The 22,238-nt window shown below is 60.8% G+C and carries 21 protein-coding genes; 16 read left to right on the top strand and 5 right to left on the bottom strand.

Translation table 11 applies throughout. From position 1 onward, the window contains the following. Positions 1 to 21: 21 nt before the first annotated feature. A complete protein-coding gene (locus ACOI8A_RS16045) occupies positions 22 to 423 on the top strand; it encodes a lectin OAA (RefSeq protein ID WP_420646998.1) in 402 nt (133 codons plus the stop codon). 60 nt (positions 424 to 483) lie between these two features. Here ACOI8A_RS16045 and asd read toward each other — a convergent pair whose 3' ends face one another. From asd to ACOI8A_RS16030, 3 genes are read right to left on the bottom strand one after another with little or no spacing between them, the layout of a single operon-like run. Then, positions 484 to 1,344 (bottom strand): archaetidylserine decarboxylase, encoded by an 861-nt coding sequence (gene asd / locus ACOI8A_RS16040; protein ID WP_420646999.1) that lies wholly within the window; start codon positions 1,342 to 1,344, stop codon positions 484 to 486. An 18-nt stretch (positions 1,345 to 1,362) separates the two neighbouring features. Next, a complete protein-coding gene (locus ACOI8A_RS16035; protein WP_420647000.1) occupies positions 1,363 to 2,178 on the bottom strand; it encodes a rhodanese-like domain-containing protein in 816 nt (271 codons plus the stop codon). A 39-nt stretch (positions 2,179 to 2,217) separates the two neighbouring features. Further along, positions 2,218 to 3,756, bottom strand: coding sequence for an HDOD domain-containing protein (locus ACOI8A_RS16030; protein WP_420647001.1), 1,539 nt, complete (start codon positions 3,754 to 3,756; stop codon positions 2,218 to 2,220). A 166-nt stretch (positions 3,757 to 3,922) separates the two neighbouring features. Between ACOI8A_RS16030 and motA the strand changes: the two genes are divergently transcribed. The 3 genes from motA to ACOI8A_RS16015 all read left to right on the top strand — a co-directional run bounded on the left by motA (position 3,923) and on the right by ACOI8A_RS16015 (position 7,075). Continuing rightward, on the top strand, positions 3,923 to 4,774 hold the full coding sequence (gene motA / locus ACOI8A_RS16025; RefSeq protein WP_095187344.1) for a flagellar motor stator protein MotA: 852 nt from the start codon (positions 3,923 to 3,925) through the stop codon (positions 4,772 to 4,774). A gap of 3 nt (positions 4,775 to 4,777) precedes the next feature. Beyond that, entirely contained in the window at positions 4,778 to 5,818 is a 1,041-nt protein-coding gene (gene motB, locus ACOI8A_RS16020; RefSeq protein WP_420647002.1) for a flagellar motor protein MotB, read from the top strand. Between the two features lie 90 nt (positions 5,819 to 5,908). Continuing rightward, the gene (locus ACOI8A_RS16015) at positions 5,909 to 7,075 is read left to right on the top strand and encodes a sterol desaturase family protein (protein WP_420647003.1); all 1,167 of its coding nucleotides are present in this window, start codon (positions 5,909 to 5,911) and stop codon (positions 7,073 to 7,075) included. Between the two features lie 73 nt (positions 7,076 to 7,148). Here the strand turns inward: ACOI8A_RS16015 and rsgA are convergent, their stop codons facing one another. Next, positions 7,149 to 8,180 (bottom strand): small ribosomal subunit biogenesis GTPase RsgA, encoded by a 1,032-nt coding sequence (gene rsgA / locus ACOI8A_RS16010; protein ID WP_420647004.1) that lies wholly within the window; start codon positions 8,178 to 8,180, stop codon positions 7,149 to 7,151. A 107-nt stretch (positions 8,181 to 8,287) separates the two neighbouring features. On the opposite strand from rsgA, the gene orn reads away from it, so the two are divergent. Further along, positions 8,288 to 8,830, top strand: a complete 543-nt coding sequence (orn, locus tag ACOI8A_RS16005; protein ID WP_420647005.1) for an oligoribonuclease — start codon at positions 8,288 to 8,290, stop codon at positions 8,828 to 8,830. An 84-nt stretch (positions 8,831 to 8,914) separates the two neighbouring features. Then, positions 8,915 to 9,526 carry a trimeric intracellular cation channel family protein gene (locus ACOI8A_RS16000; RefSeq protein ID WP_420647006.1) on the top strand — a complete coding sequence of 204 codons (612 nt, stop codon included), beginning with the start codon at positions 8,915 to 8,917 and terminating at the stop codon, positions 9,524 to 9,526. Here ACOI8A_RS16000 and queG read toward each other — a convergent pair. Continuing rightward, on the bottom strand, positions 9,523 to 10,587 hold the full coding sequence (gene queG / locus ACOI8A_RS15995) for a tRNA epoxyqueuosine(34) reductase QueG (RefSeq protein ID WP_420647007.1): 1,065 nt from the start codon (positions 10,585 to 10,587) through the stop codon (positions 9,523 to 9,525). The two genes, ACOI8A_RS16000 and queG, sit on opposite strands and share 4 nt — an antisense overlap. A 63-nt stretch (positions 10,588 to 10,650) precedes the next feature. Between queG and ACOI8A_RS15990 the strand changes: the two genes are divergently transcribed. From ACOI8A_RS15990 to ACOI8A_RS15945, 10 genes are all read left to right on the top strand, one after another. Beyond that, the gene (locus tag ACOI8A_RS15990) at positions 10,651 to 12,141 is read left to right on the top strand and encodes an NAD(P)H-hydrate dehydratase (RefSeq protein WP_420647008.1); all 1,491 of its coding nucleotides are present in this window, start codon (positions 10,651 to 10,653) and stop codon (positions 12,139 to 12,141) included. Next, positions 12,129 to 12,599 carry a tRNA (adenosine(37)-N6)-threonylcarbamoyltransferase complex ATPase subunit type 1 TsaE gene (tsaE, locus tag ACOI8A_RS15985; protein ID WP_420647009.1) on the top strand — a complete coding sequence of 157 codons (471 nt, stop codon included), beginning with the start codon at positions 12,129 to 12,131 and terminating at the stop codon, positions 12,597 to 12,599. The genes ACOI8A_RS15990 and tsaE overlap by 13 nt, the downstream gene beginning before the upstream one ends. Then, positions 12,600 to 14,036 (top strand): N-acetylmuramoyl-L-alanine amidase, encoded by a 1,437-nt coding sequence (locus tag ACOI8A_RS15980; protein WP_420647010.1) that lies wholly within the window; start codon positions 12,600 to 12,602, stop codon positions 14,034 to 14,036. Positions 14,037 to 14,041: 5 nt separating this feature from the next. Beyond that, the gene (gene mutL / locus ACOI8A_RS15975; protein WP_420647011.1) at positions 14,042 to 15,943 is read left to right on the top strand and encodes a DNA mismatch repair endonuclease MutL; all 1,902 of its coding nucleotides are present in this window, start codon (positions 14,042 to 14,044) and stop codon (positions 15,941 to 15,943) included. After that, positions 15,943 to 16,914, top strand: a complete 972-nt coding sequence (miaA, locus tag ACOI8A_RS15970) for a tRNA (adenosine(37)-N6)-dimethylallyltransferase MiaA (RefSeq protein ID WP_420647012.1) — start codon at positions 15,943 to 15,945, stop codon at positions 16,912 to 16,914. Before mutL ends, miaA begins: the two co-directional genes overlap by 1 nt. A 93-nt stretch (positions 16,915 to 17,007) precedes the next feature. Then, complete coding sequence (gene hfq, locus ACOI8A_RS15965; protein WP_401216129.1) at positions 17,008 to 17,268, top strand: RNA chaperone Hfq; 261 nt, start codon at positions 17,008 to 17,010, stop codon at positions 17,266 to 17,268. A 12-nt stretch (positions 17,269 to 17,280) separates the two neighbouring features. After that, positions 17,281 to 18,582, top strand: coding sequence for a ribosome rescue GTPase HflX (gene hflX, locus ACOI8A_RS15960; RefSeq protein ID WP_420647013.1), 1,302 nt, complete (start codon positions 17,281 to 17,283; stop codon positions 18,580 to 18,582). 96 nt (positions 18,583 to 18,678) lie between these two features. Next, positions 18,679 to 19,848, top strand: coding sequence for an FtsH protease activity modulator HflK (hflK, locus tag ACOI8A_RS15955; RefSeq protein WP_420647014.1), 1,170 nt, complete (start codon positions 18,679 to 18,681; stop codon positions 19,846 to 19,848). Then, positions 19,848 to 20,717: a protease modulator HflC gene (hflC, locus tag ACOI8A_RS15950; RefSeq protein ID WP_420647015.1), complete on the top strand. Its 870-nt coding sequence runs from the start codon at positions 19,848 to 19,850 to the stop codon at positions 20,715 to 20,717. The genes hflK and hflC overlap by 1 nt, the downstream gene beginning before the upstream one ends. 312 nt (positions 20,718 to 21,029) lie before the next feature. Next, positions 21,030 to 22,217: an ATP phosphoribosyltransferase regulatory subunit gene (locus tag ACOI8A_RS15945; protein WP_420647016.1), complete on the top strand. Its 1,188-nt coding sequence runs from the start codon at positions 21,030 to 21,032 to the stop codon at positions 22,215 to 22,217. Positions 22,218 to 22,238: the final 21 nt, after the last annotated feature.

Here is a 22,238-nt window from a genome sequence, read left to right as displayed (position 1 = left end):
AACTTCAAGGAGATGAGGTTCATGTCTAAATACGTAGTGGCAAATCAATGGGGCGGTAGTTCGGCACCTTGGCATCCGGGTGGAGACTGGGTGCTGGGCGCGCGGGATAACCAGAAAGTCGTCGCGATTGACATCAAGTCTGGCGATGGCGGCAAAAGCTTCACCGGCACCATGACTTACGCCGGCGAAGGTCCCATTGGCTTCAAGGCGCAACGCACCGGCCAGAACCAGTACACGGTCGAGAATCAGTGGGGCGGCAACGATGCTCCATGGCATCCGGGCGGCAAGTGGGTGATCGGCGGGCGGGATAACCAGAACGTTATCGCGTTGAGCGTCACCTCGAGTGACGGCGGGAAAAACCTCAGCGGCACCAATACCTACGCCAACGAAGGGCCAATCGGCTTCCGTGGGCAGATAGAGTAACGGCGCCACTCAGGTCGTGTCCGCCCCTGCGCAGACGTGCGCCGGGGCGGATCAACAGGTTCACGCGGTTGGCAGTGCCAAGGCTTGACCCATTTGTACTGGCGCACCTGCGCCCAGTTCTTCAACCCATTTCACTTGATCCGGCCCGAACAGCACGATCGCGGTCGAACCCAACTTGAAGCGCCCCAGCTCCGCACCTTTTTCCAGATGAATCGGCGCACGCGCAGCTTCGTCATAGCGGAAGGTTTTCAGTTCGCGCTTCGGCGGCGTGACCAGCCCGGCCCACACGGTTTCAATCGACGCCACGATCATCGCGCCCACCAGCACCACGGCCATCGGCCCACGCTCGGTGTCGAAGATGCACGCCACACGCTCGTTGCGCGCGAACAGTTCCGGGACGTTTTCCGCGGTGGTCTTGTTCACCGAGAAGATCCGGCCCGGGATGTAGACCATTTCGCGCAGGGTGCCGGCCAGCGGCATGTGCACGCGGTGATAGTCCTTCGGCGACAGATAAACAGTCGCAAACTCGCCACCCATGAACGGCGCGGCATTTGCCGCATCACCGCCGAGCAGTTCGAGCACGCTGAAGCTGTGGCCCTTGGCCTGGAAGATCCGCCCGTGTTCGATCGGGCCGCGCTGGCTGATTGCGCCGTCGGCCGGGCTGAGGATCGCGCCCGGCGTCTGGTCGAGTGGACGTGCGCCGTCTTTCAGTGCGCGAGTGAAGAAGGCGTTGAAGTGCTCGTAAGCCGTCACGTCTTCAACCAGCGCCAGCGACATGTCCACTTGATAGCGCTTGGCGAACCAGGTGGTGAAGGCATTCTTGAACCAGCGCACGCGACACTCGGCAACGCAGCCGGCGAGGCGCGACAGCAGGTGATGCGGCAGCAGGTATTGGCTGATGATAAACAAACGCTCTTTCATGACTGTCCTTAAAAATCCTTAAAGCTCGACGGGCGTGTCGGGGTGGTTGCCCCATTCGCCCCAGGAACCGGCGTAGCCCTTGACCCGCGGATAACCGAGGGATTTGGCCACCAGATAAGTGAAACCGGACCGGTGATGGGTCTGGCAGTGGGTAATGATTTCTTTGTCCTTGGTGATCCCGAGTTTCTCGAGGATCTGCGGCATGTCGCTGCGGATGCGCAATTGACGCGCCTGATCCATGCCCGCCGTCCATTCGAAATTGACTGCTCCGGGAATGTGTCCGGCCTTGGCCGCGAGGACTTTCTCGCCGGAGTATTCCAGTGGCCCGCGCGCATCCCAGATCGCCAGATCGGCGGCGCCGAGACGGCTTTGCAGGTATTCGCGGGTGGCGGTCGGTTCGTCGTGCAGGGTCAGGGCTACGGGGCCGCCAACCGCAGGAGGAATCTGGATCGACATCGGCGAACCTTCCGCCAGCCATGCCGGCAGACCACCGTCGATGTAGTGATATTTGTCGTGACCGATCACGTCGAGCAGCCAGATGAAACGCCCGGCCCAACCGCCGCCCTCGTCGTCATAGACCACGTAGACCGCGTCCTTGTGATGGCCGAGTTCGCCGAACAGTTCTTCGAGTTTTTCCTTGCTCGGCAGCAAACCCGGCGCCGGCGGCTGGCCGAGCTGGGTGCGCTTGGGGTCGACAAACCGCGCGCCGGGAATATGCCCTTCGGCATAGCGCGCCGGGCTGGTCAGATCCACCAGAATCAGGTTGCGGGCGTCGAGGCGCGCGAGCAGGTCGCTCGGCTCGATCACCAGCGACAGGCCAGAGAAGTCAGACATGTGAGGTCTCCAGAGCACAAAGGGGAACGATTGTAGCTGTCATTGGCCGCGCTGGCTAAAGCTGTGCAGGGCTTTCTCGATGCACTGAGCGGTTTTGCCGAAGGCTTGCACGCTGATGTCGGCAAACGGCCCGCCGCCCTGATCGGCAACCACGATCATGATCACTCGACCGTTATTGACCAGTGAGCGCAGAAACAGATGCTCGCCACGAAACAGCGTACGCAGGCTCGGCGGCAGCAGTGCGGAAAACTGGGCGTTGTTCTCGGGGTTGATCCGTACCTGCGCCTGTTGTGCAAGCAGCCGTTGCAGGACCTTGCTCTGGCTGACGACAAAATTCAGCGCCGCAGCGTCCTTGGGCAAACCCGAGGTTTGATGCACGCGCAGATTGGAATGGGTGCGGTCGGCCATCAGGATCATCACGCGGCGCATGCCGCTGGCGACCAGTGCATCGCGCGCAGCGACGGTCAGGCTCATGGCATTGGTGAAGCGGCTTGGCTCGGCCAGCAGTTCGGCGCATTGCTTGCGCCACGCGCTCAAATCGTCGGCAGTCGGCGCGGCAGCGGGCAACATCCCGGCGGGCAGGCGTCGAACACCCAACGGCCACAGCAGCGCAACCGCCGGGTGCCACAGGTCCGGCATGGCGTGCTGACGGGCGCTGTTGGCAGCTTGCTGGTGCAACTGTTGTTGCACCTCATCCATCGAGATTTGCAGATAAAGGCTGGTCAGGTATTGCCAGCGCTCACTGTGCGGACTGTCCCACGCCTGTTGCGCCGACAGCGCCAGACCGTTGGCCAGCAGCACAGTGTTGGCCGGCTGATTGAGCCAGCGGCGCAGGGTCGGGTCGTCGTCAAGGCGATTTTGCTGGCGCAACGGGTGATCGACATCCCGGGCGATGCGCAGGACTTTGACCAGTTCCCGTTGTTCGCTGAGCAACAGTTTGTAGCCTTGCTGGACCCAGATCGGCAGACGCCAAATATCCACCAGCGCCTCGGCGATCTTCAGCAGACGCACGCCAAACAGTTGCTTCTCGACCGTGTGCGCCGATTCGCCCTTGTGGATAACCCGCAGCTCCCATTCTTCGAGCAGCTTGGGGTGGGTCAGCGCCAATGGCCACAGCGGCGAGAGAAACAGCAAGCTGCCCCAATGAATGTCCTGCCACAGCCGCGCCAGGCGACTGGCGAAAAAACCGTTGGCCTGTTGCGTGGCGTGCTGGCTGATCATCTGCAATTGGCGCAGGGCTTGGGGAATCTGTTTGTTGGGTTCAGCAGGCAGGCGTGCGAGCAGCTCTTCGGTGCGCGCCAGACCGAGGCGATTGATCGCCACTTCAAGGTTTTCCGCCGGTTCGCTCCTGCTGCCGTGGGTGTGACGATTGGCCTCACGGATGATGCTCAAGGCTAGCGCTGGGCTGTCCTGCATCAGATCGGCGATGTCGCGCAGCGAGCTGCGGTCATCGCGGATTGCCCGGCAAACCCGGTCATGCGCTTCTTGCGGCACTGGCAAGTGAACACTGTCGAGCAGCTTGACCCAGCCTTCGAGCGTGGTCGGTGTCGGGTGTGGGACGTTCGTTTCATTAGCCATGTCTGGACGGGATCTTCATCTGCTGTAGACGCGCCCGGCACGGGCTAAATTGGCTTTTCGCCTGAACTGGCTATAGTCTGGCGCAGTTTTGCCGATAAGTAGAAGAAGAGATTTTTTAACTTCCGAATATGACCTTGAACCCGACTTAAATAAGTACTTTCTACCTATGGCTAAAATTATCGGCATCATCGTCGTATTCGCGAGCGTGCTCGGCGGATACGTGCTTTCCCACGGCAAGATTGCCGCCCTGATCCAGCCTTTCGAGGTGTTGATCATCGGCGGTGCCGCGCTTGGCGCTTTCCTCCAGGCCAACCCCAGTTATATGACGATGCACGTGCTCAAGAAATCCCTGAGCATGTTCAGTTCGCGTTTCAGCCACACGTTCTACCTGGAAGTGCTGGGTCTGATCTACGAGATCCTCAACAAGAGCCGTCGCGAAGGCATGATGGCCATCGAGGGCGACATCGAAGATGCCGCCGCGAGCCCGATCTTCGCCAAGTACCCGGCAGTGCTCAAGGACGAACGTATGACCGCGTTCATCTGCGATTACCTGCGCATCATGTCGTCCGGCAACATGGCTCCGCACGAGCTGGAAGGCTTGTTCGACATGGAGCTGTACAGCCTCAAGGAAGATCTCGAGCATCCTTCCCACGCGGTCAACGGCATTGCCGACGCCATGCCCGGTTTCGGTATCGTTGCGGCGGTACTGGGTATCGTGGTGACCATGGCCTCCCTGGGTGAAGGCGATCAGAAATCCATCGGTCTGCACGTAGGTGCGGCACTGGTTGGTACCTTCTTCGGTATTCTCGCGGCTTACGGTTTCTTCGGCCCGTTGGCGCATTCCCTGGCGCACGATGCCAAGGAAGAGCTGAACGTGTACGAAGCTATTAAAGCTTCCCTGGTAGCTTCGGCCTCCGGCATGCCGCCGTCGCTGGCTGTCGAGTTCGGGCGCAAGGTTCTGTACCCGGCGCACCGTCCAAGCTTCGCCGAGCTGGAACAAGCGGTTCGCGGTCGCTAAGTCATGGAAAATAACCAGCCGATAATCATCAAGCGCGTCAAGCGCATTGCTGCCGGGCATCACGGCGGGGCGTGGAAAATCGCCTTCGCCGACTTCGCCACGGCGATGATGGCGTTCTTCCTGGTGTTGTGGCTGCTGTCCACCGCGACCCCGGAACAGAAGATCGCTATCGCCGGCTACTTCAAAGACCCGGTCGGTTTCTCCGAGAGCGGCACGCCGTACATCATCGATCTGGGCGGCACGCCGACCCTGGCGCCGGAAAACACCCTCAACCCTGAGGTGAAGTCCCAGCCGCAACCGGACAAGGTCACGGTCGATACCGAGCAAGTCGAAGGCATGGCCGAAATGGTCGAGAAGGAACGCCTGGAACTGCTGCTGCAAGAATTGCAGAACAAGGTCGACGAGAACCCGCAACTGCAGAAGTTCAAGGATCAGATCCTGTTCGAAATCACCCCGAACGGCTTGCGCATCCAGATCATGGACGCGGAAAACCGGCCGATGTTCGACTCGGGTTCCGCACGCCTGAAACCGTACTTCGAAGACATCCTGCTGGCCATGGCGGACACCATCAAAGCAGTGCCGAACAAGATCAGCATCAGCGGCCACACCGATGCCAAGCCTTACACCGGCAGCGGCGATTTCGGTAACTGGGAACTCTCGGCCAACCGTGCCAACGCTGCACGGCGTGCGTTGATTGCCGGCAGTTATCCTGATTCGCAAGTGGCGCGTGTTGTCGGTTACGCCTCGTCGGCACTGTTCGACAAGGAAAACCCGTTCAACCCGGTCAACCGCCGCATCGACATAGTGGTACTGACCAAAAAGGCTCAGGCGGCCATCGAAGGTGCACAAGGCGCCGACGCAGCGAAGCCGGCAGAAGAAGGCCAAAACGGCGCCGCTCCGGCCGCGCCAGTCGACCCGAACGCCTTGCCGGCGGATCAGCAACCGGTGCCGGCGCACGAGCTGCGCGAACGACTGAACCTGTTCGACGACGCGGCGCCGAAGCCGGGTGACCCAGCGAAACCGGCTGAACCGCCCAAGCAATAACCCGCAAAAAAGCCACGACATTCGTGGCTTTTTTGTGTGTGCCTGCGTCACTCACTGCACAACGTTTCTTTGAATCATGGAAGATCAGTAATGGAAAGACTCAAGTCTTATTTTCAGCGGCATGGCAACGCGCCTTTCAAATTCGGTGAGGGGCGGGTCAGCGGCTATATCTCCGCGACTCTCGGCCTGTTGAGCCTGCTGGCGGTGTTGTGTTTTCTGTTCCCTGAGTGGCTGACCACTGCCGAACTGCGCAAGATCTACGACGAGCAGTTCGCGCGCACGACCTTGCTGCTCGGGCTGGTGCTGTCGTTCAGCCTCGGCACGCTGAACATTCTGCTGAACAAGCGCAAACGCCTGGGGATCACCGGGTTGGTTGCATCGGGCCTGGCGGTATTTCTCGGCGGCACCGATGTGCAGATCAACGCGATCGGCCAGACGCCTTATTCGCTGGGGCTGGACTGGTTCGTCCTGGCCTTGCTGGTGTCGGCCATCGTCTTCATTCCGCTGGAAAAGCTCTACTCCAAGGATCCCCAGCAAAACATCCTGCGCCCACACTGGCGCACCGATCTGACCTACTTTTTCGTCAGCCACATGCTGGTGCAATTCATCCTGATCTTCATTACCGCATCGTCGAGTTACGTCGCCGGTTGGGCGATGTCGCCGGACTTGCAGGCGAGCGTGCAGAGCTTGCCGATTGTGCTGCAATTTTTCCTCGCGGTGCTGGTGGCCGACCTTGGCCAATACTGGCTGCATCGCCTCTATCACGTGGTGCCGTGGCTGTGGCGCGTGCACGCCGTGCATCACTCGAGCACGCACATGGACTGGCTCGCCGGTTCGCGCGTGCATTTCATTGAAATCCTGCTGACCCGAACCGGCGTGCTGGTGCCGTTGATGCTGCTGGGCTTCGCGCCGCAAGCATTGAATGCCTATGTAATCCTCGTCGGCGTGCAGGCAGTACTGGCCCACGCCAACGTGCGGATTGATGGCGGCTGGCTGAACTACGTGATCGTGCTGCCGCGCTATCACCATTGGCACCACGCGCGGCACAAGGATTACATCTACAAGAACTACGCGATCCACACGCCACTGGTGGACATGCTGTTCGGCACGTTCAAGCTGCCACCGAAGGAGTGGCCGGTGCGTTATGGCGTGTTTGGCAAGGAGTTGCCCGGCGGGATAGTGCGTCAGCATCTGTATGCGTTTCAGAAGCCTGAGCCGAAGGTCGTAGCGCCGAAACCGCCGGCGAGCGTTTCCTGAGGCGAAAAAAAGCCGCGAGATGATCGCGGCTTTTTTGTGTCTGAATCCAGTCCCCTCGGGGGAGCGCTCCGACTCAATATCCGTTATCACCAAGGCTGGCAATAATCGACCGATAGCTGTTCATCCGCTGCTGCTGCACACGGCCATCTTCGAGGGCCTTGAGCAGCGCACAACCTGGTTCGCGATCATGTTTGCAGTCGCGGAAGCGGCAGGTGCCGAGCAGATCATCGAACTCGATGAAACCGGCCTCGACATCGGCGCGGCTCACGTGACCCAGACCAAACTCGCGGATACCCGGGGAGTCGATCAGTTCACCGCCACCCGGGAAGTGGAACAAGCGCGCAGTGGTCGTGGTGTGCGTGCCCTGGCCGGACAGTTCGGACAGCGGGCCGACACGGGTTTCGACTTCCGGCAGCAGGCTGTTGACCAGCGATGACTTGCCGACACCGGACTGGCCGACGAACACGCTGATGCGTCCGTCGAGCTGCTTCTGCAGCTGCTCCATGCCGTCGCCGTGGTGCGCGGAGACTTCCAGCACCGGGTAGCCGAGCGTGCGGTAGACCGCGAGCAAGGCATTTAGCGCCGGGGCATTCTGTTCGTCGATCAGGTCGAATTTGTTCAGCAGCAGCAACGGGCGGATGCCGGCGTGTTCGGCCGCGACCAGATAGCGGTCGATCAGGTTGGCATGCGGCTCGGGCAGCGGGGCGAAGACGATGACGATCATGTCGACGTTGGCCGCAACCGGCTTGAGCTGACCACGGCTGTCCGGGCGGCACAGCTCGGTGGTGCGCGGCAGTTGCGCGACGATCACCCCGATGCCCTGGTTGCCGGCACGCCAGACCACGGTGTCGCCGGTTACCAGCGCCGGCAGGTTGGCGCGCAAGTGGCAGCGGAAGACCTGGCCGGCCTGATCGCCGTCAATGGCTTCGACTTCGACCTGCACACCGAAGTGCGCGATCACCAGGCCGGTTTGTTCCGGGCCCAGATCGCCGCCCTCAAGGGCTTCAACAGCCGAGGACTCGCGTTTGGCGGCGCGGGCGGCGCGCTCGCCCTGAATTTTTTCGATACGCCAGTTTTGACGTCGATTGAGTTGGCGTTTGGCCATGGGTGTTCCGTATGAATAATGCAGCGATTAGGTAAAACGGCCGCGAGTTTAGCACGCCCGGGCACCTGCCTAAGCTAAACTGCGCAGCATTGCTCAGGAGCCGAAACATGCCAAACCCGCAGAATCTGATCTGGATCGACCTGGAAATGACCGGTCTGGATCCGGAAAATGACGTCATCATCGAGATGGCCACTATCGTCACCGACAGCGATCTGAACACCCTCGCCGAAGGTCCGGTCATCGCGATTCACCACAGCGACGAAGTGCTCGCGCGTATGGATGAATGGAACACCCGCACCCACGGCAACTCCGGCCTGACCCAGCGCGTGCGCGACAGCCGCGTGACCATGGCCGAAGCCGAAGCCGAAACCATCGCGTTTCTCGAGAAGTGGGTGCCGAAGGGCAAGTCGCCGATTTGCGGCAACAGCATCTGTCAGGATCGACGCTTCCTTTATACGCACATGAAGGCGCTGGAAAGCTACTTCCACTACCGCAACCTCGACGTGTCCACGCTCAAAGAGCTGGCCGCACGCTGGGCGCCGGACGTGCGTGACAGCTTCAAGAAGGGTAGCACCCACTTGGCGCTGGACGACATTCGCGAATCCATCGCCGAACTGCAGCATTACCGCAAGCATTTCATCAAGTTCTGACATCGGCGAACTTCACCATCGCGCGCCCTTTTGGTGCGATGGCGAAGTGAGTAGACTGCGCGCCTTCCTGCAAGGACCGCCACCATGTTGCTGATGCTCTACCTCGTTGCCATTACCGCTGAAGCCATGACTGGCGCCCTGTCTGCGGGCCGGCGCGGCATGGACTGGTTTGGTGTGGTGTTGATCGCCTGCGTCACTGCTCTAGGCGGCGGCTCGGTGCGCGATGTGCTGCTCGGGCACTACCCGCTGACTTGGGTCAAACACCCGGAATACCTGGTGCTGACGACGGTGGCGGCGATGTTCACCGTGTTCACCGCACGCTGGATGCGCCATCTGCGCTCGCTGTTTCTGGTGCTCGACGCCGTCGGTCTGGTGGCGTTCACCCTGATTGGCTGCATGACGGCGCTGGAAATGGGTCACGGCATGCTCGTCGCCTCGGTCAGTGGTGTGATCACTGGGGTGTTCGGCGGCATCTTGCGCGACATCTTCTGCAACGACATCCCGCTGATTTTCCGCCGCGAACTCTACGCCAGCGTCTCGTTCGCCGCCGCGTGGTGCTACATGCTCTGCCTGTATCTGAATGTGCCGAGCGAGCAGGCGATTCTGATCACTTTGTTCGGTGGCTTCCTGCTACGGCTGTTGGCGATTCGCTTTCATTGGGAAATGCCGAAGTTTGTGTATAACGACGAGCATTAACGTTCGGCGTGTTGCTTCAACGCCCATTCGACGTGCTCGCGAACCAGATCCGAAGGGTAATCGCGGCGTGATTTAAGCGCTTCCAGCACCGGAATGCTCGACGGCGCATTGCCCAGTCCCACCGCCAGATTGCGCAACCAGCGTTCATAACCGGCGCGGCGCAATGGCGAACCCTCGGTACTGCTGAGAAACTTGTCCTCATCCCACATGAACAATTCGGCCAGCTCCGCGTTGTCCAGATTGTGCCGTGGCTTGAAGTCGCTCTCTTTCGAGGGGCTTGCGAAGCGATTCCACGGGCAGCAGATCTGGCAATCATCACAGCCGAACACCCGATTGCCGATCAGCGGCCGCAAGTCTTCCGGGATCGCGCTTTTCAACTCGATGGTCAGGTAGGAAATGCAGCGCCGTGCATCCAGCACATACGGGCCGACGAAGGCATTGGTCGGGCAGATGTCCAGGCACGCGGTGCATCGTCCGCAATGTTCGGTGCTGTGCGGCTCGTCCACCGGCAACGGCAGATCGACAAACAGTTCGCTGAGGAAGAAATAGCTGCCGGCCTTGCGATTCAACACCAGGGTGTTTTTGCCGATCCATCCCAGGCCAGCCTGTTCGGCGATGGCTTTTTCCAGCACCGGCGCGCTGTCGACGAAGGCGCGGAAACCGAACGGGCCGATCTCGGACTGGATCTTGTCTGCCAATTGTTGAACACGCTTACGGATCAATTTGTGGTAATCGCGGCCCAAGGCATATCGCGAGACGTAGGCTTTTTCCGGTTGGGCCAGCAGTTGCGCCATTTGCGTGTCGCCCGGCAGGTAGTCCATGCGTAGCGAAACCACGCGCAAGGTGCCCGGTACCAGTTCTTCGGGGTGCGAGCGTTTGCTGCCGTGGGCACCCATGTAATCCATTTCGCCGTGGTAGCCGGCATCGAGCCAGCGTTGCAGGTGCTGCTCGTGTTCAGCCAGATCCAGACCGCTGATGCCGACTTGTTGAAAGCCCAGCTCGCGGCCCCAGTCCTTGATGGATTGGGCGAGGGCGGGCAGGTCTGTGGTGATGGCGGACATGAGGCGAGAGAAACCGGAGCTGAGGTGCGTATAATTCTGCCAGACATCGGAGCCGGAAGACGCATGCCGCACACTAAAGATGAATTACCCGACGCGCTGTACCGCGCCGCCCAGGTGCGAGCACTCGACGCGCGGCTGATCGCCGCCGGCACGCCGGGCTTCGAATTGATGCAGCGCGCAGCCCATGCGATGTGGCGCGCACTGGTCCGGCAATGGCCTGCAGCGCACGAGTTAACAGTGGTGGCCGGGCACGGCAACAACGCCGGTGATGGATATCTGGTGGCCGCGCTGGCGCTGCGTGCCGGGTGGCAAGTGCGAGTATGGGCTGTCGGCGATCCGCGACTCTTGAAGGGCGATGCTGCGCTGGCGCATGCCGAAGCACTGGCCGAAGGCGTTACCGTCAATGCTCAAGGTGAGTTACGCGGAGTCATCCTCGACGCATTGCTCGGCACTGGGCTGAGCGGCGAAGTGCGCGAACCGTATGCCTCTGCGATTGCGGCGATCAATGCCAGCGGCCTACCAGTCGCCTCGGTGGATATTCCTTCCGGACTTTGCGCCGATACCGGCCGCGTGCTGGGCGATGCGGTGCATGCGGATCTCACCGTGACGTTCATTGGCCTCAAGCTGGGACAGTTCACTGGTGACGCAGCTGATCACGTCGGCGAGTTGGTATTTAACGATCTGCAAGCCACTGACGAAACCTTCCGTGACATACCTGTCGCAGCCAAACGGCTCAACGCCGCTAATCTTGCCCTGCTGCCCGCCCGTGCGCCGACCTCCCACAAAGGCCGTTTCGGGCATGTCTTGCTGATCGGTGGCGATCATGGTTTCGGCGGGGCGATTCTGCTCAGCAGTGAGAGCGCTTTGCGCAGCGGCACCGGCATGGTGTCGCTGGCAACCCGTCCGGAGCATGTGCCGGCCGCGTTGAGTCGAGTGCCAGAAGCGATGGTGCTCGGCACTTCCTCGGCCAATCAGTTGATGGGTTTGCTGGATAAGGTCTCGGTGCTGGTAGTCGGGCCGGGATTGGGCCAGGCCGGTTGGGGGCGCAGTCTGCTGTCCGCAGCGGCCAATGCGCCATTGCCGCAAGTGTGGGACGCCGATGCGCTGAACTTGCTGGCAAGCGGTTTGGTCAGCTTGCCCAAGGATTGCGTGATCACTCCGCACCCGGGTGAGGCTGCGCGTTTGCTCGGGATCAGCACTGCCGAGGTGCAGGCTGATCGTCCGGCTGCGGCGTTGGCTCTGAGCAAAAAATATACAGCTGTCGTGGTGCTCAAGGGCGCCGGCAGCCTGATCGCCCATCCCGACGGGCGCTTGGCGCTGTGCCATCAGGGCCATCCGGCCATGGCCACTGCCGGTCTCGGCGATGTATTGGCCGGATTGGCCGGCGCGTTGCTCGCGCAAGGCATGGATGCTTTTGATGCCGCGTGTCTGGCGGTCTGGCTGCACGCCAACGCCGGAATGCAACAAGGCAAATTCGGCCGTGGGCTGGCGGCCAGTGATCTGATTCCAGCCATTCGTCAGTTGTTGGAGGAGCATGCACCGTGTCTGAAGTAACCCTGTACCTGGCCGATGAACAGGCCATGAGCGACTTTGGCGCACGCATCGCCCGCGTTACCCAGGGCCATGGCCTGATTTTTCTTGTAGGCAATCTGGGGATGGGCAAAACCACCCTGTCGCGGGGCATCATTCGTGGCTTGGGGCATATCGGTGCGGTAAAAAGTCCGACCTTCACTTTGGTCGAGCCCTACGAGATCGGCGACGTCCGCGCCTTCCACTTCGACCTGTATCGCCTGGTCGATCCTGAGGAACTGGAGTTTCTCGGCATCCGCGACTACTTCGAAGACGACGCCCTGTGTCTGATTGAGTGGCCCGATAAAGGTGCAGGCTTTTTGCCAAAGCCGGACCTGACCATTACCATTAGCCCGCAAGACAGCGGGCGTTCGCTGAATATTTTGTCCCAGGGCTCGCGTGGCGAGGCCTGGTGTGCCGCTTTGGCATTGGAATCCAATTAAATGATGGGGTCAGGTATGCGCTTTCGCGCGGTGGTAGCTGCCGTTGGACTGTTGTTGATGGCAGTAACCGTCAACGCTGTGGCCGAAACAAAGGTCAACAGCGTGCGCCTGTGGCGGGCGCCGGACAACACGCGACTGGTGTTCGACCTTAGCGGCCCGGTGCAGCACAGTGTGTTCACCCTGACGTCGCCGGATCGACTGGTGATCGACATCAACGGCGCCACCCTCGGCGCGCCGCTGAAAATCCAGTCGGCCAACACCCCGATCACCGCAATGCGCTCGGCGCAGCGCACGCCGACCGACCTGCGGGTGGTCATCGATCTGAAAAAAGCCGTCACTCCGAAAAGCTTCTCGCTGGCGCCGAACGCGCAGTATGGCAACCGCTTGGTGGTCGATCTATTCGACAACGCCGCCGATGCCGCGCCGCCGCCTGCGCCAATCCCGACCCCGGCGGTGGCGAACATCCCGGCGGTGCCGGTCACCCCGACCGAGCCGTCGATCAAAATGCCACCGGCCCCGCCCGGGAAACGCGACATCATTGTTGTGATCGACGCCGGTCACGGCGGCGAAGACCCGGGTGCGTCCGGCTCGCGCGGTCAGCGTGAGAAAGACGTGGTGCTGCAGATCGCCCGCGAACTGCAACGGCAGATCAACGGCATGAAAGGCTTCCGCGCCGAACTGACCCGTACCGGTGACTACTTCATCCCGTTGCGCGGCCGTACCGAGATCGCCCGGAAGAAGGGGGCTGATCTGTTCGTCTCGATCCACGCCGACGCCGCGCCATCTACGGCAGCCTTCGGTGCCTCGGTGTTTGCCCTGTCCGACCGTGGCGCCACCTCGGAGACCGCCCGTTGGCTGGCAGACAGCGAAAACCGTTCCGACCTGATCGGTGGTGCCGGCAACGTCAGCCTCGATGACAAGGACCGTATGCTCGCCGGTGTGCTGCTCGACCTGTCGATGACCGCGTCGCTGACCTCCAGCCTCAACGTCGGCCAGAAAGTCCTGACCAACATCGGCCGGGTAACTCCTCTGCACAAACAGCGCGTGGAGCAGGCCGGGTTCATGGTGCTGAAATCGCCGGACATTCCGTCGATTCTGGTCGAGACCGGTTTTATCTCCAACGCCAACGAAGCCTCGAAACTCGCGGCCTCCGGCCATCAGCAAGCGCTGGCGCGTTCGATCAGCAGCGGTGTCCGGCAGTTCTTCCAGCAAAATCCACCACCGGGAACTTACATTGCCTGGCTGCGTGATTCCGGCAAGATTGCTCAGGGCCCGCGTGATCACCGCGTCGGCCCGGGTGAAACCGTGGCAATGATCGCTGTGCGCTATCAGATCTCACCTGCCGCACTGCGCAGCGCCAACAATCTGAAAAACGATGAGTTGAAAGTCGGCCAGCACCTGACCATTCCCGGCACCGAACTGGCGTCCAAAGAATGAACCAGATGAGCAACACTGGCCGCATCGAACTGCTCAGCCCGCGGCTGGCGAACCAGATCGCCGCCGGTGAAGTGGTCGAGCGCCCGGCATCGGTGATCAAGGAATTGCTGGAAAACAGCCTCGACTCCGGTGCCAAACGCATCGATGTGGATGTCGAGCAGGGCGGCGTCAAACTGCTGCGGGTGCGTGACGATGGCAACGGTATTTCTGCCGATGACTTGCCGCTGGCGCTGGCGCGTCACGCCACCAGCAAGATCCGCAATCTGGAAGACCTCGAACAGGTGATGAGCCTGGGGTTTCGCGGTGAGGCGCTGGCATCGATCAGCTCCGTCGCACGCCTGACCCTGACCTCGCGCACCCGCGATGCCGATCAGGCGTGGCAGGTCGAGACTGAAGGCCGCGACATGGCCCCCCGCGTGCAACCTGCGGCGCACCCCGTGGGCACCTCGGTGGAAGTGCGCGACCTGTTCTTCAACACCCCGGCGCGGCGCAAATTCCTCAAGACCGAAAAAACCGAATTCGATCACCTGCAAGAAGTGATCAAGCGTCTGGCGCTCGCGCGTTTCGACGTGGCGTTCCATTTGCGCCACAACGGCAAGACCATCCTCAGTCTGCACGAGGCCCACGACGATGCGGCCCGTGCGCGGCGAGTCGCGGCGATTTGCGGGGCCGGGTTCCTTGAGCAGGCGTTGCCGATCGAGATCGAGCGCAACGGCTTACACCTGTGGGGTTGGGTCGGTCTGCCGACCTTCAACCGCAGCCAGGCCGACTTGCAGTATTTCTTCGTCAACGGCCGTGCGGTGCGTGACAAGTTGGTAGCCCACGCGGTGCGTCAGGCGTATCGCGACGTATTGTTCAACGGCCGGCATCCGACCTTTGCGCTGTTTTTCGAGGTCGATCCGGCGGCGGTCGATGTCAACGTACACCCGACCAAGCACGAAGTACGCTTCCGTGACGGGCGCATGGTGCATGACTTCCTGTATGGCACCTTGCACCGCGCGCTGGGCGATGTGCGGCCCGAAGATCAACTCGCTGCGCCTGCCGCAACTGCTGGCATCGTACGGCCAACCGGTATCGATGCCGGTGAGTTCGGCCCGCAGGGCGAGATGCGTCTGGCGGCGAATGCCTTGCTCGAACAACCGCAGGCGCAGCCGACGTTCAATACTTCATCCGGTGCCAGCACTGGTGGCGGTTACCAGTATCAATACACGCCGCGCCCGCAATCCGGCGTGCCGGCGGGTGAAGCGCAAGCGGCTTATCGTGAGTTCTTCGCGCCACTGCCCGAGGCCAATGCCAACGCATTGCCGGAAGGTCAGGAGGACATTCCGCCGCTGGGTTATGCGCTGGCGCAGCTCAAGGGCATCTACATTCTGTCCGAGAACGCTCAAGGTCTGGTGCTGGTGGACATGCACGCCGCTCACGAGCGGATCATGTACGAGCGGCTGAAGATCGCCATGGCCAGCGAAGGTCTGAGCGGCCAGCCGTTGCTGGTGCCGGAGTCGCTGGCGGTCAGTCAGCGCGAGGCCGATTGTGCTGAAGAACATGCGGCGTGGTTCCAGCGGCTGGGCTTCGAATTGCAACGGCTTGGCCCGGAAACCCTGGCGATCCGCCAGATTCCGGCCTTGCTCAAACAGGCTGAAGCCAACCGTCTGGTCGGCGACGTGCTTTCGGACTTGATGGAATATGGCACCAGCGACCGGATTCAGGCACACCTGAACGAACTGCTCGGCACCATGGCCTGCCACGGCGCGATCCGCGCCAACCGGCGTCTGGCCCTGCCGGAAATGAACGGCTTGCTGCGCGATATGGAAAACACCGAGCGCAGCGGTCAATGCAACCATGGCCGACCGACCTGGACCCAACTGGGCCTGGACGATCTGGACAAACTGTTTTTGCGCGGACGTTGATGAGCCAGTTACCTCCAGCGATTTTCCTGATGGGCCCGACCGCTGCGGGCAAGACTGACCTGGCCATCGAGCTGACCAAGGTGCTGCCGTGCGAACTGATCAGCGTCGATTCGGCGCTGGTCTATCGCGGCATGGACATCGGCACCGCCAAACCTTCGAAAGAGCTGCTGACCGAGTTTCCGCACCGTCTTATCGATATTCTTGATCCGGCCGACGCCTATTCGGCTGCGGATTTCCGCCGCGACGCGCTGGAGGCCATGGCCGAGATCACCGCGCGCGGCAAAATCCCGCTGCTGGTCGGCGGCACAATGCTCTATTACAAGGCTTTGGTCGAAGGTCTGGCAGATATGCCGGCGGCCGATCCCGAAGTGCGCGCGCAGATCGAAGAAGAGGCTGCACGCCTTGGCTGGCAAGCCCTGCACGAGCAATTGGCACTGATCGACCCAGTCTCGGCGGCGCGCATTCACCCGAATGATCCGCAACGCTTGAGTCGCGCGCTGGAAGTTTATCGAGTCAGCGGTAAAAGCATGACCGACCTGCGCCTGCAACAATCTGCGCAAAGTACTGAAGCTGCGGCATCGGGGCGCCAACAATTGCCCTATACTGTCGCGAACTTGGCCATTGCCCCGGCAAATCGCCAGGTATTGCACGAGCGCATTAAACAAAGATTCACAAATATGCTGGAACAGGGGTTCATCGACGAGGTCGTAGCCCTGCGTACAAGAAGTGACCTGCATTCGGGGTTGCCGTCTATACGTGCAGTAGGCTATCGCCAAGTCTGGGATTATCTGGATGGCAAGCTGACGTCAGCCGAGATGCAGGAGCGCGGCATCATTGCCACGCGCCAATTGGCCAAACGCCAGTTCACCTGGCTGCGCAGTTGGGAAGACTTACACTGGCTCGACAGTCTCGATTGCGACAATCTGCCACGCGCCTTGAAATACCTTGGGACCATCTCCATATTGAGCTGAGTCCTTGCAATTGCCGTCTATCCTTGGGGGTGTGACGGCGAAAGCCATCTGTTTACCTATTTTTATTATTGAATCCTTAAAGGAGTGCGGCACATGTCAAAAGGGCATTCGCTACAAGACCCTTACCTGAATACTTTACGTAAAGAGAAAGTTGGGGTTTCCATCTACCTGGTCAACGGGATCAAACTGCAGGGCACGATCGAATCGTTCGACCAGTTCGTCATCCTGCTGAAAAACACCGTTAGCCAGATGGTTTACAAACACGCTATCTCGACAGTCGTTCCAGTTCGTCCAATTCGTCTGCCTAGCGCAGCTGATGGCGAACAAGCGGACGCTGAGCCAGGTAACGCCTGATAGGAGTCTCCTTTGTTCTTTGAGCGCCACGGTGGTGGTGAGCGAGTAATCCTCGTTCACTTGGATGGACAGGACCCTGAGGCGCGCGAAGATCCGCAGGAGTTTCAGGAGTTGGCTAATTCGGCCGGCGCCGAGACCGTTGCGTTTTTTAACGTGCCGCGTCATCGGCCAACCGCCAAATTCCTGATTGGCAGCGGCAAGGTCGAGGAACTGCGCGACCTGGTGCACGCCGAAGAAGCCGATCTGGTGATTTTCAATCACGTCCTCACGCCCAGTCAGGAACGTAACCTCGAACGTGTTTTCGAGTGTCGCGTGATCGACCGTACCGGTCTGATTCTCGATATTTTCGCCCAGCGCGCCCGGACCCATGAAGGCAAGCTCCAGGTCGAACTGGCCCAGCTTGATCACATGAGCACCCGGCTGGTTCGCGGCTGGACTCACCTTGAGCGTCAAGGTGGTGGTATCGGCATGCGTGGCCCGGGTGAAACCCAGCTCGAGACCGACCGTCGTCTGCTGCGGGTGCGCCTGCGCCAGATCAAGGGCCGTCTGGAAAAAGTGCGTAGCCAGCGCGAGCAATCGCGACGCGGCCGCATGCGGGCGGATATCCCTACCGTATCTCTGGTGGGCTATACCAACGCCGGCAAATCCACGCTGTTCAATAACGTGACCAAATCCGACGTGTACGCGGCCGACCAGCTGTTTGCCACGCTGGACCCGACCCTGCGCCGTCTGGAGCTCGACGACCTGGGGCCGATTGTCCTGGCCGACACCGTGGGTTTCATTCGGCACTTGCCGCACAAGCTGGTCGAGGCATTTCGGTCTACGCTCGAAGAGTCGAGCAACTCCGACTTGCTGTTGCACGTGATCGATGCGGCCGAGCCGGATCGCATGTTGCAGATCGAGCAGGTGATGGTAGTGCTGGGCGAGATTGGTGCCCAGGACTTGCCGATCCTCGAGGTATACAACAAACTCGATTTGCTTGAAGGCGTTGAGCCACAGATCCAGCGCGATGCCGATGGCAAGCCGCAACGGGTCTGGCTGTCGGCGCGTGATGGCAGTGGTCTGGAATTGCTTGAACAAGCCATTGCCGAATTGCTCGGCAGTGAATTGTTTGTGGGAACTTTGCGCTTGCCGCAACGATTCGCTCGACTGCGTGCGCAGTTCTTCGAACTCGGCGCGGTGCAGAAAGAAGAACACGACGAAGAGGGTGTCAGCTTGCTGGCCGTTCGATTGCCGCGCTCGGAGCTTAATCGGCTGGTCAGCCGTGAAGGCGTTGTACCGGCTGAGTTCATCGAACAACACACTTTGCAATAAAAGCCTGAAAAAGCGGTTGTGCCGCAGTCGCAGGCATTCTGTAGCATTGGTCGGCGCGCCGTGGGTGCGTCTTTGCTTTATCAGATGGAGAGCGCTATGGCTTGGAATGAGCCGGGTGGCAACTCGAATAATCAGGATCCTTGGGGTGGCAAGCGCCGCAATAACGGCGACCGCAAGGGGCCACCAGATCTCGACGAGGCCTTCCGAAAGCTGCAGGAAAGCCTGAACGGGTTGTTCGGTGGTGGTAAGAAACGTGGTGGCGACGGCGGTGGTTCGAGCAGGAGTGGCGGCTTTGGCGGCCTGCTCGGCATCGGCCTCGTTGTGCTCGCGGCCGTCTGGCTGTACAGCGCGGTGTACGTGGTCGACGAGCAGGAGCAAGCCGTTGTGCTGCGCTTCGGCAAGTACTACGAGACTGTCGGCCCGGGCCTGAACATCTACTTCCCGCCGATCGACAAGAAGTACATGGAGAACGTCACGCGTGAGCGGGCGTACACCAAGCAGGGTCAGATGCTTACCGAAGACGAGAACATCGTCGAAGTGCCGCTGACCGTGCAGTACAAGATCAGCAACCTGCAGGACTTCGTGCTCAACGTCGACCAGCCGGAAATCAGCCTGCAGCACGCGACCGACAGTGCTCTGCGTCACGTGGTGGGTTCCACCGCGATGGATCAGGTGCTGACCGAAGGTCGTGAGCTGATGGCCAGCGAAATCAAGGAGCGTCTGCAACGCTTTCTCGATACCTATCGCACCGGTATCACCGTTACCCAGGTCAACGTACAGAGCGCAGCTGCACCGCGTGAAGTGCAGGAAGCCTTTGATGACGTGATCCGCGCCCGTGAAGACGAGCAGCGTTCGCGCAACCAGGCCGAAACCTACGCCAACGGCGTGGTGCCGGAAGCCCGTGGTCAGGCCCAGCGCATCCTCGAGGATGCCAACGGTTACCGCGACGAAACGGTCTCGCGCGCCAAGGGTGAGGCGGATCGCTTTACCAAGCTGGTTGCCGAGTATCGCAAGGCGCCCGAGGTCACGCGTCAGCGTCTGTACCTGGACACCATGCAGGAAGTCTTCAGCAATACCAGCAAGGTTCTCGTGACCGGCAACAAAGACGGCCAGAGCAATCTGCTGTACCTGCCGCTGGACAAGATGATTCAGAATGGTTCGGGCGGTAATGCGCCGGTAACCGGTTCGGCCGCAGCCACCAACAACACGGACGGCACGCCGCATGTCACTGACCAGCCGCAATCGCGTACAAGGGAGACCCGCTGATGAGCAATAAATCGCTGATCGCCCTGATCGTTGGCGTTGTGGTGCTGCTGGTGGGCTGGAACTGCTTCTACATCGTCGCTCAGACCGAGCGTGCGGTGCTGCTGCAATTCGGTCGTGTGGTTCAGGCCGATGTCCAGCCGGGTCTGCATGTGAAAGTGCCTTACGTCAACCAGGTGCGCAAGTTCGACGCCCGCCTGATGACGCTGGATGCACCGACACAACGTTTCCTGACCCTGGAAAAGAAAGCCGTGATGGTCGATGCCTACGCCAAGTGGCGCGTGAAAGATGCCGAGCGCTTCTACACCGCAACTTCCGGCCTCAAGCAGATCGCCGACGAGCGTCTTTCCCGTCGTCTGGAATCGGGCCTGCGTGACCAGTTTGGTAAGCGCACCCTGCACGAAGTGGTTTCCGGTGAGCGCGATGCGCTGATGGCTGACATCACTGCGTCGCTGAACAAGATGGCGGAAAAAGAGCTGGGTATCGAAGTGGTCGATGTCCGGGTCAAGACCATCGACTTGCCAAAAGAAGTTAACCGCAGCGTGTTCGAACGTATGAGCACCGAGCGTGAGCGTGAAGCTCGTGAGCATCGCGCCAAGGGTAACGAGCTGGCCGAAGGCATCCGTGCCGACGCCGATCGTCAACGCCGCGTGCTGCTGGCTGAAGCCTATCGTGAATCGGAAGAGGTTCGTGGTGACGGTGACGCCCAGGCCGCTGCGATCTACTCCAAGGCCTACGGCCAGGATCAGGAGTTCTACGGTTTCTACCGTAGCCTGCGCGCCTACCGTGAAAGCTTCGCGAACAAAACCGACGTCATGGTCCTCGACCCAAGCAGCGACTTCTTCCGTTACCTGGAAAAGTCCAAGCCTTGATACAACGTTGACCTGAATCGCCCCGCCTGGCGGCTAAAACCTGCGGCGGGGTGATCCTTTGGGAAAACGTGTGTATGATGCGGCAGCCGGGAAATTCCCGGCTTTTTTGCGTCTGCACGTTTGATTGCTGTTGTGGGTTGCAGGCGTCGGGTTAATGACCCGACAGTTTTTCGAGGAAAGTGATGGGCGAAGCCGCTGACAGGCCTTTCGCTGCGTCGTTCATGCGCGTGCGTTTTGAACAGACTGGTCATTTTCTGCTTCACTCAAGGCTCGCCCTAGTGCTGGCCGCCCGGATCAAAGGGGAATGGCGTAATGGCAACGGTAGACCGCTGGCTGCTGCCAGATGGCATCGAAGAAGTACTGCCACCGGAAGCGGCGCGCATTGAAGTAGCGCGTCGTCAGGTGTTGGATCTGTTCCAGAGCTGGGGTTACGAGTTTGTCGTGACTCCCCATATCGAGTACCTGGAATCCCTGCTGACCGGCGCGGGCTCCGATCTCGATCTGCGTACCTTCAAGGTCATCGACCCGCAATCGGGCCGGCAGATGGGTTTTCGCGCGGACATCACGCCGCAAGTGGCGCGCATCGATGCGCATACCCTGCGTCGCGAAGGCCCGAGCCGTCTGTGCTACGCCGGCAGCGTGCTGCATGCGCAGCCGCGTGCATTGTCTTCCTCACGCAGCCCGATCCAGTTGGGCGCCGAGTTGTATGGCGATGGCAGCCCGAGCAGCGACGTTGAAGTGATCAGCCTGATGCTGGCCATGCTGCAACTGGCCGATGTGCCGGATGTGCACATGGACCTCGGGCATGTTGGCATCTACCGCAGTCTGGCCCAGGCGGCTGGTCTGTCGGGCGAAGTCGAGCAACAGTTGTTTGACGCCTTGCAACGCAAGGCCATCGACGAGGTCATTACCCTGACCGAAGGCCTGCCGGCCGATCTGTCCGGCATGCTGCGTGCGCTGGTCGACCTGTGTGGCGGACGTGAAGTGTTGAGCGCTGCCCGCGAGCGTCTGGCCAATGCGCCGGCGCCGGTATTGGCGGCACTGGAAGATTTGCTGGCGATCGCCGAGCGCTTGTCGGCGCGCTTCCCGGAGCTGCCGCTGTACTTTGATCTGGGCGAGTTGCGCGGCTACCACTACCACACCGGTGTGGTGTTCGCGGTGTTCGTACCGGGCGTTGGCCAGTCCATCGCGCAGGGCGGTCGTTACGATGACATCGGCGCTGATTTTGGTCGCGCGCGTCCGGCGACTGGCTTTTCCACCGATTTGAAAACCCTGGTGACCCTGGGGCGTGCTGAGATCGAGCTACCGTCTGGCGGTATCTGGATGCCTGACAGTACGGATGCGGCACTCTGGCAGCAGGTTTGTCAGTTGCGCAGTGAGGGTCAGCGTGTCGTTCAGGCATTGCCTGGACAACCATTGGCCGCCGCCCGTGAAGCGGACTGCGACCGGCAATTGATCCAGCAGAACGGGCTTTGGCAAGTATCGCCACTGGCTTCTTGAGTTTTCCTGCCGGCTGACGCC

The sequence above is a fragment of the Pseudomonas sp. P4795 genome, assembly GCF_048822895.1.
In the GTDB taxonomy this organism is placed as follows: Bacteria; Pseudomonadota; Gammaproteobacteria; order Pseudomonadales; family Pseudomonadaceae; genus Aquipseudomonas.
The sequence above is the reverse complement of the archived record's forward strand: the minus strand, read 5'-3'. Positions and strand labels throughout refer to the sequence as shown.

What these genes read in the sequence shown, in the direction of transcription:
- ACOI8A_RS15945 (WP_420647016.1), top strand. Translation starts at nt 21,030, where the DNA reads ATGGCAACGGTAGACCGCTGGCTGCTGCCAGATGGCATCGAAGAAGTA.
- mutL (WP_420647011.1), top strand. Translation starts at nt 14,042, where the DNA reads ATGAGCAACACTGGCCGCATCGAACTGCTCAGCCCGCGGCTGGCGAAC.
- hflC (WP_420647015.1), top strand. Translation starts at nt 19,848, where the DNA reads ATGAGCAATAAATCGCTGATCGCCCTGATCGTTGGCGTTGTGGTGCTG.
- ACOI8A_RS16015 (WP_420647003.1), top strand. Translation starts at nt 5,909, where the DNA reads ATGGAAAGACTCAAGTCTTATTTTCAGCGGCATGGCAACGCGCCTTTC.
- ACOI8A_RS15980 (WP_420647010.1), top strand. Translation starts at nt 12,600, where the DNA reads ATGATGGGGTCAGGTATGCGCTTTCGCGCGGTGGTAGCTGCCGTTGGA.
- hfq (WP_401216129.1), top strand. Translation starts at nt 17,008, where the DNA reads ATGTCAAAAGGGCATTCGCTACAAGACCCTTACCTGAATACTTTACGT.
- asd (WP_420646999.1), bottom strand. Translation starts at nt 1,344, where the DNA reads ATGAAAGAGCGTTTGTTTATCATCAGCCAATACCTGCTGCCGCATCAC.
- hflK (WP_420647014.1), top strand. Translation starts at nt 18,679, where the DNA reads ATGGCTTGGAATGAGCCGGGTGGCAACTCGAATAATCAGGATCCTTGG.
- ACOI8A_RS16045 (WP_420646998.1), top strand. Translation starts at nt 22, where the DNA reads ATGTCTAAATACGTAGTGGCAAATCAATGGGGCGGTAGTTCGGCACCT.
- miaA (WP_420647012.1), top strand. Translation starts at nt 15,943, where the DNA reads ATGAGCCAGTTACCTCCAGCGATTTTCCTGATGGGCCCGACCGCTGCG.
- ACOI8A_RS16000 (WP_420647006.1), top strand. Translation starts at nt 8,915, where the DNA reads ATGTTGCTGATGCTCTACCTCGTTGCCATTACCGCTGAAGCCATGACT.
- queG (WP_420647007.1), bottom strand. Translation starts at nt 10,587, where the DNA reads ATGTCCGCCATCACCACAGACCTGCCCGCCCTCGCCCAATCCATCAAG.
- ACOI8A_RS16030 (WP_420647001.1), bottom strand. Translation starts at nt 3,756, where the DNA reads ATGGCTAATGAAACGAACGTCCCACACCCGACACCGACCACGCTCGAA.
- ACOI8A_RS16035 (WP_420647000.1), bottom strand. Translation starts at nt 2,178, where the DNA reads ATGTCTGACTTCTCTGGCCTGTCGCTGGTGATCGAGCCGAGCGACCTG.
- motA (WP_095187344.1), top strand. Translation starts at nt 3,923, where the DNA reads ATGGCTAAAATTATCGGCATCATCGTCGTATTCGCGAGCGTGCTCGGC.
- ACOI8A_RS15990 (WP_420647008.1), top strand. Translation starts at nt 10,651, where the DNA reads ATGCCGCACACTAAAGATGAATTACCCGACGCGCTGTACCGCGCCGCC.
- motB (WP_420647002.1), top strand. Translation starts at nt 4,778, where the DNA reads ATGGAAAATAACCAGCCGATAATCATCAAGCGCGTCAAGCGCATTGCT.
- rsgA (WP_420647004.1), bottom strand. Translation starts at nt 8,180, where the DNA reads ATGGCCAAACGCCAACTCAATCGACGTCAAAACTGGCGTATCGAAAAA.
- orn (WP_420647005.1), top strand. Translation starts at nt 8,288, where the DNA reads ATGCCAAACCCGCAGAATCTGATCTGGATCGACCTGGAAATGACCGGT.